General features: G+C 65.3%; 15 protein-coding genes. 10 read left to right on the top strand and 5 right to left on the bottom strand.

Annotated features, from left to right (window positions below; genetic code table 11):
- Positions 1 to 76: 76 nt before the first annotated feature.
- The 5 genes from urtB (at position 77) to A5892_RS18110 (ending at position 4,735) form a co-directional block, all read left to right on the top strand.
- Positions 77 to 997 carry an urea ABC transporter permease subunit UrtB gene (gene urtB / locus A5892_RS18130; RefSeq protein WP_064123984.1) on the top strand — a complete coding sequence of 307 codons (921 nt, stop codon included), beginning with the start codon at positions 77 to 79 and terminating at the stop codon, positions 995 to 997.
- A 15-nt stretch (positions 998 to 1,012) separates the two neighbouring features.
- Complete coding sequence (gene urtC, locus A5892_RS18125) at positions 1,013 to 2,182, top strand: urea ABC transporter permease subunit UrtC (RefSeq protein ID WP_064123983.1); 1,170 nt, start codon at positions 1,013 to 1,015, stop codon at positions 2,180 to 2,182.
- Positions 2,179 to 2,925: an urea ABC transporter ATP-binding protein UrtD gene (gene urtD / locus A5892_RS18120; protein ID WP_064123982.1), complete on the top strand. Its 747-nt coding sequence runs from the start codon at positions 2,179 to 2,181 to the stop codon at positions 2,923 to 2,925. The genes urtC and urtD overlap by 4 nt, the downstream gene beginning before the upstream one ends.
- 12 nt (positions 2,926 to 2,937) lie before the next feature.
- Positions 2,938 to 3,627, top strand: a complete 690-nt coding sequence (gene urtE / locus A5892_RS18115) for an urea ABC transporter ATP-binding subunit UrtE (RefSeq protein ID WP_064123981.1) — start codon at positions 2,938 to 2,940, stop codon at positions 3,625 to 3,627.
- Between the two features lie 61 nt (positions 3,628 to 3,688).
- Entirely contained in the window at positions 3,689 to 4,735 is a 1,047-nt protein-coding gene (locus A5892_RS18110; RefSeq protein WP_064123980.1) for an aliphatic amidase, read from the top strand.
- Positions 4,736 to 4,907: 172 nt separating this feature from the next.
- Here the strand turns inward: A5892_RS18110 and A5892_RS18105 are convergent, their stop codons facing one another.
- Both A5892_RS18105 and A5892_RS18100 read right to left on the bottom strand, forming a co-directional pair.
- On the bottom strand, positions 4,908 to 5,255 hold the full coding sequence (locus A5892_RS18105; protein WP_064123979.1) for a HepT-like ribonuclease domain-containing protein: 348 nt from the start codon (positions 5,253 to 5,255) through the stop codon (positions 4,908 to 4,910).
- Complete coding sequence (locus tag A5892_RS18100) at positions 5,252 to 5,542, bottom strand: nucleotidyltransferase family protein (RefSeq protein ID WP_064123978.1); 291 nt, start codon at positions 5,540 to 5,542, stop codon at positions 5,252 to 5,254. Before A5892_RS18100 ends, A5892_RS18105 begins: the two co-directional genes overlap by 4 nt.
- 267 nt (positions 5,543 to 5,809) lie before the next feature.
- Here A5892_RS18100 and fmdA point away from each other — a divergent pair, with 267 nt between their 5' ends.
- Both fmdA and A5892_RS18090 read left to right on the top strand, forming a co-directional pair.
- The gene (gene fmdA, locus A5892_RS18095) at positions 5,810 to 7,039 is read left to right on the top strand and encodes a formamidase (protein ID WP_064124607.1); all 1,230 of its coding nucleotides are present in this window, start codon (positions 5,810 to 5,812) and stop codon (positions 7,037 to 7,039) included.
- A 10-nt stretch (positions 7,040 to 7,049) separates the two neighbouring features.
- A complete protein-coding gene (locus tag A5892_RS18090; protein WP_064123977.1) occupies positions 7,050 to 7,382 on the top strand; it encodes a zinc ribbon domain-containing protein in 333 nt (110 codons plus the stop codon).
- Positions 7,383 to 7,424: 42 nt separating this feature from the next.
- On the opposite strand, the gene A5892_RS18085 is transcribed toward A5892_RS18090, so the two are convergent.
- Positions 7,425 to 8,897, bottom strand: a complete 1,473-nt coding sequence (locus tag A5892_RS18085) for an aminotransferase-like domain-containing protein (protein ID WP_064123976.1) — start codon at positions 8,895 to 8,897, stop codon at positions 7,425 to 7,427.
- Between the two features lie 239 nt (positions 8,898 to 9,136).
- On the opposite strand from A5892_RS18085, the gene A5892_RS18080 reads away from it, so the two are divergent.
- From A5892_RS18080 to A5892_RS18070, 3 genes are all read left to right on the top strand, one after another.
- Positions 9,137 to 9,412 carry a DUF1127 domain-containing protein gene (locus tag A5892_RS18080; protein ID WP_064123975.1) on the top strand — a complete coding sequence of 92 codons (276 nt, stop codon included), beginning with the start codon at positions 9,137 to 9,139 and terminating at the stop codon, positions 9,410 to 9,412.
- 152 nt (positions 9,413 to 9,564) lie between these two features.
- Positions 9,565 to 9,765, top strand: a complete 201-nt coding sequence (locus tag A5892_RS20845; RefSeq protein WP_064123974.1) for a hypothetical protein — start codon at positions 9,565 to 9,567, stop codon at positions 9,763 to 9,765.
- Positions 9,762 to 10,619, top strand: coding sequence for a PhzF family phenazine biosynthesis protein (locus A5892_RS18070; protein WP_064123973.1), 858 nt, complete (start codon positions 9,762 to 9,764; stop codon positions 10,617 to 10,619). Before A5892_RS20845 ends, A5892_RS18070 begins: the two co-directional genes overlap by 4 nt.
- A 16-nt stretch (positions 10,620 to 10,635) precedes the next feature.
- Here A5892_RS18070 and A5892_RS18065 read toward each other — a convergent pair whose 3' ends face one another.
- On the bottom strand, positions 10,636 to 13,122 hold the full coding sequence (locus tag A5892_RS18065) for an acyl-CoA dehydrogenase (protein WP_064123972.1): 2,487 nt from the start codon (positions 13,120 to 13,122) through the stop codon (positions 10,636 to 10,638).
- A 45-nt stretch (positions 13,123 to 13,167) separates the two neighbouring features.
- A complete protein-coding gene (locus A5892_RS18060) occupies positions 13,168 to 14,376 on the bottom strand; it encodes an acetyl-CoA C-acyltransferase (protein WP_064123971.1) in 1,209 nt (402 codons plus the stop codon).
- Between the last annotated feature and the right edge of the window lie 6 nt (positions 14,377 to 14,382).

The raw sequence follows: 14,382 nt of genomic DNA, 5'->3' as shown, positions 1-14,382 counted from the left end.
CCGCGGCGACCCCCGCGTCGTCGCGGCCCACCGAGACGTTTCCGCGTAACGCTGCCTGCTACAGGGGGAAGCCACCATGGGTGGATTCAGCGCGCAAGATCTAACCGCCATCTTCGTCATGCAAGGCTTCGCTGGATTGAGCTTCTTCAGCGTACTGCTGCTGATGGCACTGGGGCTGGCGATCATCTATGGCCAGATGCGGGTCATCAACATGGCCCATGGCGAGTTCATGGTGATCGGTGCCTATGCCTCCTACCTGCTCTCCGGCGCCCTGCGCCATTTGCCGGCGGGCACGGATATCTCCGTGCTGCTGGCCATTCCAGTGGCGTTCCTCGCCGCCTTCGTGGCCGGTTATCTGATCGAGTGGCTGTTGATCCGTCATCTCTATCACCGGCCGCTGGATACCTTGCTGGCCACCTGGGGGCTGGCGCTGATCATGCAGCAGGGCTTTCGCTCGGCGTTCGGTGCCCGTGAAGTGAGCGTGCCGGTACCCGACTGGCTGCGCGGCTCCTATCGCCCGACGATGATCATCGACATCCCGCTGAACGGCCTGGCGATCATGCTGCTCACCGTGCTGGTCACCGTCGCGGTGTGGTGGTTCCTCTATCGCTCGCGCTGGGGGCTGAGGGTGCGATGCACCACCGCCAACCGCGAGATGAGCGGCGCGGTGGGGATCAATACCAAGCGGGTCGACCGCATGACCTTCGCGATCGGCTGCGGCATCGCCGGTATCGCTGGGGCGGCATTCACCACCATCTCCTCCACCGGGCCGACGAGTGGATCGCTCTACATCGTCGACACCTTCCTGGTGGTGGTCTTCGGCGGCGCGGGCAGCCTGATCGGCACCATCGCCTCGGCCTTCTCCATCGCCCAGGCCCAATCGGTGATGGAGTTCTTCATGGGTGGATCGATGGCCAAGGTGCTCACCCTGCTGACGGTGATCTTCATCCTGCTGCTTCGCCCGGAAGGGCTGGTGGCCAGCAAGGTCCGGCGCTAAAGGAGCACGCATACGATGATCAAGCTTCCAGGTTTTCTCCGCGGCCGCCACGGCGGCCCTGTCGGCATCCTGATCCTGGCGGCGGTGCTGCTGGTCGCGATGCCGGCACTGCTGGATCTCTACCGGCTGAACCTGGCCGGGCGCTACCTGACCTATGCCTTCGTCGCCGTCGGGCTGGTGCTGTGCTGGGGCTACGGCGGCATCCTGAGCCTCGGCCAGGGGATCTTCTTCGGCGTCGGTGGCTACGCCATGGCGATGTTCCTCAAGCTCGAGGCCTCCGATCCCGAGAGCACCCGCATCCAGACCACGCCGGGGATTCCCGACTTCATGGACTGGAACCGGATCACCGAGCTGCCGTGGTTCTGGGTGCCGTTCCAAAGCCTGGCCTTCACCCTGGTCGCGGTGCTGGTACTGCCGGCCGCATTCGCCTTCGTGATCGGCTATGCGATGTTCAAGCGCCGGGTCAGCGGCGTCTACTTCGCCATCATCACCCAGGCGCTGGCGGTGGTGCTGACCATCCTGATCGTCGGCCAGCAGGGCTATACCGGCGGCATCAACGGCATCACCGACCTGCGTACGCTCAAGGGGTGGGACATTCGCGACGAATCCGCCCAGTACCTGTTCTATTACCTCAACGCAGTGCTTCTGATCGGCTGCGTGCTGCTTGGGCGCTGGGTGCTCAACGGCAAGTACGGGCGCATTCTCACCGCGCTGCGCGACCGCGAGGACCGGGTGCGTTTCTCCGGCTACGACGTGGCCGATTTCAAGATCTTCATTTTCTGCCTGGCGGCGTTCATGTCGGGGATCGGGGGGGCGATGTTCACCCTCCAGGTCGGCTTCATGTCGCCCTCCTTCGTCGGCATCGTGCCCTCTATCGAGTTCGTCATCTTCGCCGCCGTGGGTGGTCGCCTGTCGCTGCTCGGCGGGGTCTACGGCGCGCTGCTGGTCAGCTACGCCAAGACCCTGTTCGCCGAAGCCTATCCCCAGCTGTGGCAAGTGATGATCGGCACGGTGTTCATCCTGGTGGTGCTGGTGCTGCCCTATGGGCTTGCCAGCGTCTACCAGCGCCACGGCAAGCGGGCACTCTCACGGCTCAAGGGTTCGCGCCGCGCGCCACCGCCGCCCACTGCCGCGCCGCCCTCGTCCTCTCTGCCGCAGGACAGCGCCACGGAGGGACGGCGATGAGCTCGAACACCGATTTTCTGCTTGCCATCGAGGATCTCACCGTCTCCTTCGACGGCTTCAAGGCGATCGCGGGCCTGTCCTTCTATATGGACAAAAATGAGCTGCGAGTGGTGATCGGCCCCAACGGCGCGGGCAAGACCACGCTTTTGGACCTGATCTGCGGCAAGACCCGGGCTACCGAGGGGTCGATCAAGTTCAAGGGCAAGGAACTCACTCGCATGAGCGAGCACCGCATCGTCTGGGAGGGCGTGGGTCGCAAGTTCCAGAACCCCTCCATCTACGAAGGGCTGACGGTGTTCGACAACCTCGAAGCCTCCTACCCACGGGGGCGTGGCGTATTCGGTGCCTTGGCCTTCAAGTGCGACGAGGAGGTCGTTGAGCGAATTCGCCAGGTGGCGCGGGAGATCCAGCTCGACGACAAGCTGGAGCAGGAGGCTGGACTGCTGAGCCATGGCCAGAAGCAGTGGCTCGAGATCGGCATGCTGCTGATCCAGGACCCAGAGCTCTTGCTGCTCGACGAGCCGGTGGCCGGGATGAGTCTGAGCGAGCGCTTGGAGACGGCGGAGCTGCTCAAGACCATCGCCAAGGGCCGCTCGGTGGTGGTGATCGAGCATGACATGGCGTTCGTGAAATCTCTGGGCGGCAAGGTGACCGTGCTGCACCAGGGGAAAATCCTCGCCGAGGGGTCGATGGAGGCGCTGCAGCAGGACCGGCGCGTCATCGACGTCTATCTGGGTCATTGAGAGGGTACCGCGATGCTGGAAGTGAAGGATCTACGAGTGAGCTACGGCCAGAGCGAGGTCATTCATGGCATCGACTTCTCCACCGCCGAGGATGAAACCCTGGCGATCATGGGCCGCAACGGCATGGGCAAGACCACGCTGTTCAAGTCGCTGATCGGCATCCTCCCGGCCAGTTCGGGCAGCATCGTGCTCGACGGCCGTGAGCTGAGCAAGCTGCCCAGCCATGAGCGGGTGGCGGCGGGCCTGGCCTATGTCCCGCAGGGGCGAATGATCTTCCCCAGTTTGACCGTGATGGAGAACATCGAGTCGGGACTGGAGACGATCAAGTCCAGGAAGGTGCCGGATGAGATCTTCGAGCTCTTTCCGGTGCTGCGCGACATGCGAGGCCGCAAGGGGGGCAATCTCTCCGGAGGACAGCAGCAGCAGCTGGCCATTGCCAGGGCGCTGGTCTCTGAGCCCAAAGTGCTGCTGCTGGACGAGCCGACCGAGGGCATCCAGCCCTCCATCATCAAAGACATCGCCCACACCCTCAACGAGATACGCCGGCTGAAGAAGATCTCCATCGTGGTATCGGAGCAGGTGCTCAGTTTCACCATGGCGATCGCCGACCGCCTGGCGGTGATCGAGAAGGGCAAGATCATCCACGAGGAGGAGGGCAAGAGCGCCAACCAGGAGAAGATCGCCAGCTACTTGTCGGTTTGACCATTGCGTTCGAGGCGGTTTTTACAACCCAAAGCAGACCAAAAACAAAGAGGAACAGCTGATGCGTCATGGAGATATTTCCAGCAGCGACGACACCGTGGGCGTTGCGGTGGTCAACTACAAGATGCCGCGCCTGCATACCCGCGACGAAGTGATGGCCAATGCCCGCGACATCGCCGAGATGATCAAAGGCATGAAGATTGGCCTGCCGGGTATGGATCTGGTGGTGTTCCCGGAATACAGCACCATGGGCATCATGTACGACCAAGACGAGATGATGGCCACCGCCGCCACCGTGCCGGGCGATGAGACCGCCATCTTCGCCGCCGCCTGCCGGGAGGCGAATACCTGGGGCGTGTTCTCGCTCACCGGCGAGCGTCACGAGGAGCACCCGCGCAAGGCGCCCTACAACACGCTGGTGCTGATCGACAACCACGGGCAGGTACGGCAGAAGTATCGCAAGTGCATTCCCTGGTGCCCCATCGAGGGCTGGTATCCCGGCGATACCACGTACGTCAGCGACGGGCCGAAGGGCATGAAGATCAGCCTGATCATTTGCGACGATGGCAACTACCCGGAGATTTGGCGCGACTGTGCGATGAAAGGGGCCGAACTGATCGTGCGCTGCCAGGGCTACATGTATCCGTCCAAGGAGCAGCAGGTGCTGATGGCCAAGACCATGGCCTGGGCCAACAACTGCTACGTGGCGGTGGCCAATGCCGCCGGCTTCGACGGCGTCTACTCCTACTTCGGCCACTCGGCGATCATCGGCTTCGATGGCCGTACCCTGGGCGAATGCGGCGAGGAGGAGATGGGCATCCAGTACGCTCAGCTCTCCATCAGCCAGATCCGTGACGCCCGCGCCAATGACCAGTCCCAGAACCACCTGTTCAAGCTGCTGCATCGCGGCTACACCGGGGTGCACGCCTCCGGCGACGGCGACAAGGGCATCGCTGACTGCCCCTTCGAGTTCTACCGCACCTGGGTAATGGATGCGCAGACGGCCCAGGAGAACGTCGAAGCGATCACCCGCAGCACCATCGGCGTGGCGCAGTGTCCGGTGGGCGAGCTGCCGGTCGAGGGCAAGGAGCGGACCGCCGGCGGCTGAAACCAGACAAGGAGCGGGCCATGCCATTCATCAATGACCGGCTGGCGGAGCAGCGCCGGCAACCCGCCGGCGAACGCTGCTCGCTGAACGGCTCTCGCGCTTCCTGTTCTAGCCCGTGCAGCCTCAGGGTCCGCCAGACGATTGATCCTGGCATGGTCAGCGCACGTCCGGCTCACCGCTGTCTCCGAGCATGTTGGAGATGGCCACTTCCAGCGGCGGAAAAATGATCCTCGATGACCGACTGAACGGTCTGGGGGTCGATGTCCCCTAGATAATTGTGAACCAGAATGTTGCGAAAGCCGCTGATTTGCCGCCAGGGAATGTCGGGGTATTGCGTTTTGATATCGTCGGGAAGCCGCTGTGTCGCCTCGGACGATGTCTGGAGATTGCGCAAGGCGGCGTCGAATAGCACTTCGTCCCGCCGAATATCGCCACGTGCGCGTATTCGCTCCAGTTTGCCAATGGTGTCCAGAATATGTCGGGCATAAAGCGACCAGTCCTTGGTCCTGCCTTGGCTCATATCTCTCTGGCCTCCGACAGGACCCGGCTGCGCAGGTGCCGATTCAACTCATGCTCGGGAATCAAATCGACCCGATGCCCGGTGATCTCTTCCAGGCGTTCGGCCAAGGGTAGCCGCTGAGTGAACAGGTCGTAACCAGGCTCGAACTCGACCAGAAAGTCCACATCGCTATCGGGACCTTCTTCCCCCCGGGCCACCGAGCCGAACACCCGAATCCGACGTGCACCATAGCGGCGTGCGAGCGCTTCGATGGTATCTCGTTGTCGATGCAGTTCATCCAGCAGCATGTGAATGGCTCCCGACGGAATGCACTTTTGGCCAGTGTATCGCATGTACGGGGATGCCGGATGAATCGAGCCGTGATGCATACCTTGGAGGGCGTTCCACCGATGCCGGGCAATACGTCGAATGACGTAGTCTCGGTGGTGCTTTCACCAATAGTGGCGTCGTCTGCGTTTGTCGATAGTGGGATGGGCGGGAAGGCGCTGCCGTCGTGCCGGTGGCTCGACCACGCCGCTTTCCATCGGATCAACGCAGCCCAAGGAACCCAGACCATGGCCGATACCATCATCAAGATCGATCTGAGCAGCTCGCCCTACGAAAACGAGCAGGTCCACAACCGCTGGCACCCGGACATTCCGATGGCGGCGATGGTCAAGCCCGGCGACGATTTCATCGTCGAGTGCCACGACTGGACCGGCGGCCAGATCCACGACGACGACAGCGCCGCCGATGTGCGCGACGTGGATCTCACCCAGGTGCACTTCCTCTCCGGCCCGGTGGGAGTGGAGGGCGCAGAGCCCGGCGACCTGCTGGTGGTGGACATCCTCGACATCGGTACCTTCGAGGAGAGCCAGTGGGGCTTCAACGGCTTCTTCTCCAAACGAAACGGTGGCGGCTTTCTCACCGAGCACTTCCCCGAGGCGCAGAAGTCGATCTGGGAGTTCAACGGCATGTTCACCAAGTCCCGGCATATTCCCGGGGTCGAGTTCGCCGGGATGATCCATCCGGGGCTGATCGGTTGCCTGCCCTCCCAGGCGATGCTCGAGGAGTGGAACGTGCGCGAGAAGGCGCTCTACGACAGCGAGCCCGAGCGGGTGCCCGCGCTTGCCACCTTGCCCTACGCCGATACCGCGCACATGGGCAAGCTCAGCGGTGAAGCCAAGGCGCGCGCCGCTGCCGAGGGCGCGCGCACCGTGCCGCCACGCGAGCACGGCGGCAACTGCGATATCAAGGATCTGTCGCGGGGGGCCAAGATCTACTTCCCGGTCTACGTGAAGGGCGCGGGGCTCTCGGTGGGCGATCTGCACTTCAGCCAGGGCGATGGCGAGATCACCTTCTGCGGTGCCATCGAGATGGCCGGCTGGATCCACCTGCGCGTCAACCTGATCAAGGATGGCATGGCCAAGTACGCGATCAAGAATCCGATCTTCAAGCCGAGCCCGATCACGCCCAAGTACGACGACTATCTGATCTTCGAGGGCATCTCGGTGGACGAGGGGGGCAAGCAGCACTACCTGGACGTGCACGTGGCCTATCGCCAGGCGGTGCTCAACGCCATCGAGTACCTCAAGAAGTTCGGCTACAGCGGAGCGCAGGCCTATTCGCTGCTTGGCTGCGCGCCGGTGCAGGGGCACATCAGCGGGGTCGTGGACATCCCCAACGCCTGCGCCACCCTGTGGCTGCCCACCGACATCTTCGAATTCGACGTCAAACCCAATGCCGATGGTCCCGAGCCGATGGTCCAGGCAGGCGTGGACCTGCCGTTGGCCAAGGACGAATGAGGAGAACGCCATGCCGCTATATGACTACAAGTGCGTGGACCACGGCCTGTTCCACGCGCTGGTGCCGGTGAGCGCCTCGGGCGAGAGTCATCCCTGCCCCGGCTGTGGGCTGGTGTCGCCTCGAGTGATCCTGGTCGCCCCCAGCGTGCTGGCGATGGCGCCGGAAAAGCGCCGGGCAGTCGCGCGCAACGAGCGGGCCGCGCATGAGCCGCGCTCCGGCAACCAGCACTCGGAGCGGGAACAGGGGTGCTGTCACCACGCAAGGCACAAGCCCAAGGTGTTCTATACCGCGCGGGGCGAAAAGCTGTTTCCCTCCGCCCGACCTTGGATGATCAGTCACTGACGCCTTTGGACCACCGGACGCCGGGCCGCGTGCGGCTTGCGCTCATCGTGCGGCTTCGGCGGCTCCTGCGTCTTCGGCGAGCTGGGCCAAGGGGGCTTGGCCCGCCTCCTCGAGCATCCGCGCGACCTCCGCGCCTACCCGGGCGACGGCTGCTTCCACCTGGGGGTCGAAGGTGGCGTAGTTGATCCGGAGGCAGTTGCGGTGCTTGCCCACCGCGGAGAACATCGGGCCCGGCGCGATGCGCACTTTCTGCTCGGTGAGGCGCTGGTTCAGCGCGATGCTGTCGAGCTCGGGGGCGCACTCGAGCCAGAGCAAAAAGCCCCCCTGCGGACGGGTGGCGTAGGTGGAGGCGGGGAAATGGGCAGCGACCGCATCGAGCATCGCGTCGCGGTTGCGCAGGTACTGCGCGCGCATCCGCCGCAGATGAGGGTCGTAGTGGCCTTCCTCGATGAAATCGGCCAGCGCTAGCTGGGCGTGGGTCGCGGTCGAGCCGGTGCCAACGTACTTCATGTGCATTGCGCGTTCGAAGTGTCGTCCGGGGGCGATCCAGCCGATCCGCAGGCCCGGCGCCAGGGCCTTGGAAAACGAACCGCACAGCAGCACCCGGCCATCGGTATCCAGCGACTTGATCGTCGGCTGGCGAGGAAAGGCATATTCGAGATCACCGTAGACGTCGTCCTCGATGATCATCACATCGAAGCGCTGGGCGAGGGCGTACAGCGCGCGCCTATGCTCCAGCGGCATGCCGTAGCCGAGTGGGTTGTTGCAGCTCGGGGTGACCTGTATCGCCCGGATCGGCCACTGCTCGAGCGCCAGTTCCAAGGCGTCGAGGCTGATGCCGCGCGAAGGGTCGGTCGGTATCTCCATTACCTTCATGCCGTAGGAGCGGATCGCCTGCAGCGAGCCATAGAAGCTCGGCGAGTCGACCGCGATGATCGCGCCGGGTTCACCTACTGCGCGCATCGCGATCGAGATCGCTTCGTGGCAGCCGGTGGTGATCACCAGGTCGTCCGGGTGCAGGTGGCTCTCCGCGCCGAGCGCCAGCCGTGCGATCTGCTCGCGTAGCGAGCGTTGTCCCTGCAGGGAGTCGTAGTTGAGCGTGACCAGGCTCTGGCGCCGGGCGTGGCGGCTCAATGCCCTCAGCAGCGGGCGCAGGGTCGGGGCGTCGATGTCGGGCATGCCTCGACCGAGGTAGAAGGTCTTCGAGTTGGGCAGCAGGCAGGTGCCTTCGCGCACCTGATCCCACTGCGAGACTTCGACCGGGCGCTGCATCGCGCGGCCGATCGAAGGCGGCGGTGGGCGTTCGCGGCGCGGGCGAACGAAGTGCCCGGAGCGCGGCCGTGCCTCGATCAGCCCGCCGGATTCGAGCAGCTGGTAGGCGTGCTGGACGGTGGAGATGCTGACCCGGTGGGCCTCTACCAGGTCGCGGACCGAGGGCAGCCGTTCCCCGGCCTGGTAGTAGCCTTCTTCGATACGGCTGCGCAGTTCACAGGCAAGGCGTTCGTAGCGATTCATTGGCGCATCTCGACGGAGTGTGGGGGCGACGATGGTGCAGGCGACGTCGATACCATTCTGTATCCATCGAACCCTGCTTGTAACGGTACAGATGCCGCTTTCACTCACCATACAGAAGCCGTGCGAGGGCATCTGTATGGTGAAAAAAGCACTTTTTTGGCGCTGTGTTGATTGAAGCCTTCTCTCTACGCTGGACGCATCTCTTCCCGTCCACGGACTCACTGTCCACGGAGGCTGCCATGAATGCGCCCCTGCACTCCACGAAACTACCCTCGACCCCGCGCGTCCGACTGATTGCGCTGCTGCGGCGCTGGTTACGGCGCTCGACCACCCGCGCTCAGCTCGCCGCGCTCAGCCGAGAGCAGCTGCGTGATATCGGCATTACCCATGGTGAAGCGCTGCGCGAAGCGAGACGGCCATTCTGGCGTGCAGGCGGCATGCAGCAAATTCCTGAGTGGTGGGAGTGCCCGCCGGTCAAGCGCGGCAGTTTGAACGAGCTGGAGCGTCGGCGGTGAGCCTGTCGAATTCCGGCCCGGTGCATGTCCAATGGCATCGCGCGGAGTATCGGGTCGACTGCTCGGTTTTTGATCGATGTTGAACGGTTCACTCCTCTGCGTTCGTCCCGAGCGGCGTTCCTACACGCCAACGCGCCAGTTCGACGCGACAGTTGGGAACGCCAGTCGAGGGACATGAACGGGGCTTTTGGCACCATCCGCAGCTCCAGGCCCTGCGCCGCTTCATGCTGGTGACCCGTGATGCCCATGGGCTGTATGCCGGCCATGGATTCAGCGTGCCGGAAGCCCCCGCCAACCTGATGGCAATCGTCAAAACCGATCTCTACTCAGCCAGCGAGGGAGGGATGCGATGAAGTACCACTACGCGCTGCTCGATGTGTTCACCGAGACGCCGTTCGCCGGCAATCCGCTGGCGGTGTTCAGTGATGCCGGTGAGCTCGATGGCGCAGTGATGCAGCGGATCGCCAATGAGCTGAACCTGTCCGAGACGGTGTTCATCACCGGTGCGCCGGAGCCGGGGGTATTTTCGATCCGGATATTCACGCCGCGCTCGGAGATCCCCTTCGCCGGCCACCCCACCATCGGCACCGCCCATTGGCTGCGCGCCAGCGAGCGCCTCGGCGCCGGCCATCGGCTGGTGCTGCGTGAAGGGATAGGCGATGTGGTGATCGGGTTCGAGGCGCAAAGTACCTGGTTGACCACCGCGCAGCCGCTGCGTATCGATCCCGCCTCGTTCGATGCCGTGACCGCCGCGGCGCTGCTCGGGCTGGCGGAGGTCGAGGTGATCGCGGCACCGGTGGTCGCTTCCTGCGGGCTCGATTACTGGCTGATCGAGCTGGGCGCTTCGGAGGCACTGGCGCGGGCGCGATTGGACGTCGCAGCGCACGATCGTCTGTTCGAGCCATGGCTGGAAGGGGCGCTTTACCTCTTCTGCCGCCAGCAGGGCGGGGCTCGGGCGAGGATGTTCGCCCCGCGCGCGGGCATCCCCGAGGACCCCGCCACCGGCAGTGCCGCCGCGCCGCTCGCCGGCTGGCTCGCGCACCGCGAGGCGGCGCCTGGCGCTTACCGCTACCGCATCGAGCAGGGCGTCGAGATGGGACGCCCCAGCCTGATCGAGGCCCGGGTCGAGCGCGGCACCGAGGGCATCGAACGGATCGAGGTCGGCGGACGGGCGGTGATCGTCGGTGGCGGCTGGCTCGCGCTATGAACCGATCCGTCGGCGCTCAATCGACTCGCTGGCGTGACAGCGTGTTGGCGAGCTGCTGGCCGAGATTCTCGCTCTGGTAGTCGCCGGCGATGTAGGCGGGGTCGAAGTCGTCGGTCAGCAGCGCTTCGAAGCGCTCGGCGTCGAACGCCTCGATCCTGCGCGCCTCTTCTTCGCTGATCACCCGTTTGCTGGTCCCATCACGCAGCTGCTCGATCAGCGTAGCGCCCGCCACTTCGCCCTTGGCTACCGCCTTGAGCAACCGCTCGTAGGCCGGTTCGATCTCCAGGCACAGCGCGAAGGCGCGCTCGAGCTGGGTGGCCGGATCGTCCCCGCGCTTGGAGCGGAAGGTCAGCCAGGTGAGGCGCTCGCGGAACTCGCTGCGCTCGATCGACAGAGCGGCGAGCCTGCCGCCGAGCCGGTCGGAGGGCGGCTGGTAGGGGTTGCCACGCGGGAAGACCAGCAGACGCAGGAGCGCGGCGAGCGCGCGCGAGGGGTGGTTGCGGATGAAGCCTTCCAGCGCCTCTCCCGCCGCGTGGAGGCAGTGCTGAACCGCCCAGTCGAGATGCAGTCGCTCGTCTTCATCCACCTCGCTTGCGCGCTGGCGGGCGTGATAGTGCTTGAGCGCAGCGGTGGCGAGATAGAGCTGGCTGAGTACGTCGCCAAGACGCGCCGAGAGCTTCTCGCGCCGCTTGAGCTCGCCGCCGAGGCTTGCCATCGCGAGATCGGCGACGACGAACAGCGAGGCCGACAGCCGTTCGATCGCCTGGAAATGACGCGCTGTGGGGCCCTTTAGCGGTGAACGGGCGAGATTTGCACCGAACAGCGCGAAAGTGAAGCTGCGCGCGGCGCGGTTGAGCGCGGTGCCGATATGGGCGCTCAGCAGCCGGTCGAAGCCGGCGAGGTCCTGGTCGGCTGCCGCGCGCATCTCCTTGAGCAGGAACGGATGGCAGCGCATCGCCCCCTGGCCGAAGATCATCAGGCTGCGGGTGAGGATGTTGGCGCCCTCTACGGTGATCGCCACCGGTACCACCTTGTAGCTCAGCCCGATCGGGTTGCGCGGACCGAGCTGCACCGCGCGGCCGCTCATCACGTCCATGCCGTCGTTGATCACCTGGCGCATCAGCTCGGTCATGTGGTACTTGGCGATGGTGGTCACCACCGAAGGGGTGAGGTGGTCGACCGCCGAAGCGGTCAGTGCGCGCGACGCCTCGAGCAGGTAGGTCTTGCCGGCGATGCGTGCCAGCGCCTCCTGGACGCCCTCGAAGCGGCCGATCGGCAGGCGGAACTGGCGACGGATGCGGGCGTAGGCGCCGACCGAGCGATAGGTGCCCTGGCCCGCGGCGGTAGCCAGCGCCGGCAGCGAGATGCCGCGTCCGGCGGACAGGCACTCGACCAGCATCCGCCAGCCCTGTCCAGCCATCGCCACGCCGCCGATCAGATGGTCGAGCGGGACGAATACATCGCGACCGAGAATCGGCCCATTCATGAAGGCTCCGCTCGGATAGTGGCGCCGGCCGATCGAGACGCCGCGAGTGTTGGCGGGGATCAGCGCGCAGCTGATCCCGTAGTCGCGCTTGTCTGGATCGATCAGCCCGTCGGGGTCGCTCATCCTGAAGGCGAGGCCGATCACCGTGGCCACCGGTGCCAGGGTGATCCAGCGCTTGGAGAAGTTGAGCCGCAGGCCGAGCACCCGCTCTCCCTCATGGTCGCCATGGCAGACCACCCCAGTGTCGGGCAGTGCGGTGGCATCCGAGCCGACCTCGGGCCCGGTGAGGCCGAAGCAGGGGATCTCGCGGCCCGAGACCAGCCCTGGCAGCCACTGCGCCTTCTGTGCCTCGGTGCCGTACTTGAGCAGCAGTTCACCCGGACCGAGCGAGTTGGGCACCATCACCGTCACCGCCAGCGACACCGATCGGGTGGCGAGCTTGGTCACCACCGCCGACTGAGCGTAGGCCGAGAAGCCGAGGCCGCCGTGCGCTTCGTCGATCAGCATGGCGAAGAAGCGGTTGTCGCGCAGGTAGCGCCACACCTCCTCGGGCAGGTCCTTGAGCTCGAAATCGGCCTGCCAGTCGTTGGTCATCTCGCAGACCGTCTCTACCTCTTCATCGAGGAAGCGTCGTTCCCGCTCGCTGAGCTCGGTGTAGTCGAACTCGAGCAGCCTGCGCCAGTCGGGACGACCGGAGAACAGCTCGGCCTCCCACCAGGGCTCGCCAGCCTCGATCGCTTCGCGCTCGGTGGCCGACATCGGCGGTAGCGTCTCGTTCATGTAGCGCATCACCGGTGCGCTCAGCCATCGCATCCGCACTGCCGGGATGGCGCACGCGGCCAGCGCCAGCAGTACCAGCAGGCCGAGCACTGCAAGCCAGGGCGCAAGGGCGCCGAATGCGAGCAGCAAGACCCAGAGCGCGGCCCAGGCGCCGATCGACTGGATCAGCGGGATGGCGAAGAACACCAGTGCCCAGCCGAGGGCAACGAAAGCGACCAAGGCGATGAGAGTGATCATGTGACGCTCCCGGATGATCAAAGAGACGATGGATGAAGAGCGCGCTCAGAGGGCCTCGAAGATCCCGGCCGCGCCCATGCCGGTGCCGATGCACATCGTCACCATGCCGTACTTCTGGCCGCGCTCACGCAGACCGTGGAGCAGCATCGCGGTGCGGATCGCCCCGGTGGCGCCGAGCGGATGGCCGAGCGCGATCGCACCGCCCAGCGGGTTGACCTTGCCGGGGTCGAGGGCGAGCTCCTGGATCACCGCCAGCGCCTGGGCGGCGAAGGCCTCGTTGAGTTCGATCCAATCGAGCCGGTCCAGCGCTATCCCGGCCTGGTCCAGCGCCTTGGGTACCGCTGCCACGGGGCCGATCCCCATCACTTCGGGCGCCACGCCTGCGACGGCGAAGCCTCTGAACCGGGCGAGCGGGATGAGATCGAACTCACGCACCGCCTGGGTTGAAGCGAGCAACAGTGCGGCGGCGCCGTCGGAAGTCTGTGAAGAGTTGCCCGCGGTCACCGTGCCGTCGCGGGAGAATGCGGGGCGCAGCTTCGCCAGTGCCTCGAGACTGGTGTCCGCGCGGGGGCCTTCATCGGCGTCGATCAGGCGCTGACGCAGCGCTACCGCGCCGGTGGCTGGATCGGGATGGCGCTCGGTGACCTCGAACGGCAGTGCCGAGCGCATCAGCTCGCCACTGGCCTGCGCGGCCAACGCCTTATGGTGGGAGGCCAGCGCGAAGGCGTCTTGCGCTTCGCGCGGCACCTGCCAGCGGCGCGCCACTCGCTCGGCGGTGAGCCCCATGCCGAAGGCGATCCCGACCTCGTCACCCTGCATGCCGTCTTCGAACAGCCGCGGATTGAACGCCGGGCGGTAGCCCATCATCGGCACCTGGGACATGCTCTCGACCCCGCCGGCGAGCATCAGCTGCGCCTCTCCGAGGCGGATGCGCGCGGCGGCGGTGGCGATCGCCTGCAGGCCCGAGGCGCAGAAGCGATTGACGGTCTGGCCGGCGACGCTTTGCGGCAGCCCCGCCAGCAGCGCGCTGATGCGTGCCACGTTCATCCCCTGCGAGCCCTCCGGCATCGCGCAGCCGATCACGGTGTCATCGATCCTCGCCGGATCGAGCTTGGGCGCCTGGGCCAGTGCCCCGCGCAGGCAGTGGGCGAGCAGGTCATCGGGGCGCACATGGCGAAAGGCACCGCGCGGCGCTTTGGTGATTGGGCTGCGGCAGGCGGCGACGACGTAGACGTCTTGGATCGATGTGGTCATGGCGGT

Source organism: Halotalea alkalilenta (assembly GCF_001648175.1).
In the GTDB taxonomy this organism is placed as follows: Bacteria; Pseudomonadota; Gammaproteobacteria; order Pseudomonadales; family Halomonadaceae; genus Halotalea; species Halotalea alkalilenta_A.
This window is presented reverse-complemented; position numbering and strand designations above follow the sequence as displayed.

Bases quoted from the DNA above. Each gene is read 5' to 3' on its own strand.
- urtB (WP_064123984.1), top strand. From the start codon at position 77: ATGGGTGGATTCAGCGCGCAAGATCTAACCGCCATCTTCGTCATGCAA.
- urtC (WP_064123983.1), top strand. From the start codon at position 1,013: ATGATCAAGCTTCCAGGTTTTCTCCGCGGCCGCCACGGCGGCCCTGTC.
- urtD (WP_064123982.1), top strand. From the start codon at position 2,179: ATGAGCTCGAACACCGATTTTCTGCTTGCCATCGAGGATCTCACCGTC.
- urtE (WP_064123981.1), top strand. From the start codon at position 2,938: ATGCTGGAAGTGAAGGATCTACGAGTGAGCTACGGCCAGAGCGAGGTC.
- A5892_RS18110 (WP_064123980.1), top strand. From the start codon at position 3,689: ATGCGTCATGGAGATATTTCCAGCAGCGACGACACCGTGGGCGTTGCG.
- A5892_RS18105 (WP_064123979.1), bottom strand. From the start codon at position 5,255: ATGAGCCAAGGCAGGACCAAGGACTGGTCGCTTTATGCCCGACATATT.
- A5892_RS18100 (WP_064123978.1), bottom strand. From the start codon at position 5,542: ATGCTGCTGGATGAACTGCATCGACAACGAGATACCATCGAAGCGCTC.
- fmdA (WP_064124607.1), top strand. From the start codon at position 5,810: ATGGCCGATACCATCATCAAGATCGATCTGAGCAGCTCGCCCTACGAA.
- A5892_RS18090 (WP_064123977.1), top strand. From the start codon at position 7,050: ATGCCGCTATATGACTACAAGTGCGTGGACCACGGCCTGTTCCACGCG.
- A5892_RS18085 (WP_064123976.1), bottom strand. From the start codon at position 8,897: ATGAATCGCTACGAACGCCTTGCCTGTGAACTGCGCAGCCGTATCGAA.
- A5892_RS18080 (WP_064123975.1), top strand. From the start codon at position 9,137: ATGAATGCGCCCCTGCACTCCACGAAACTACCCTCGACCCCGCGCGTC.
- A5892_RS18070 (WP_064123973.1), top strand. From the start codon at position 9,762: ATGAAGTACCACTACGCGCTGCTCGATGTGTTCACCGAGACGCCGTTC.
- A5892_RS18065 (WP_064123972.1), bottom strand. From the start codon at position 13,122: ATGATCACTCTCATCGCCTTGGTCGCTTTCGTTGCCCTCGGCTGGGCA.
- A5892_RS18060 (WP_064123971.1), bottom strand. From the start codon at position 14,376: ATGACCACATCGATCCAAGACGTCTACGTCGTCGCCGCCTGCCGCAGC.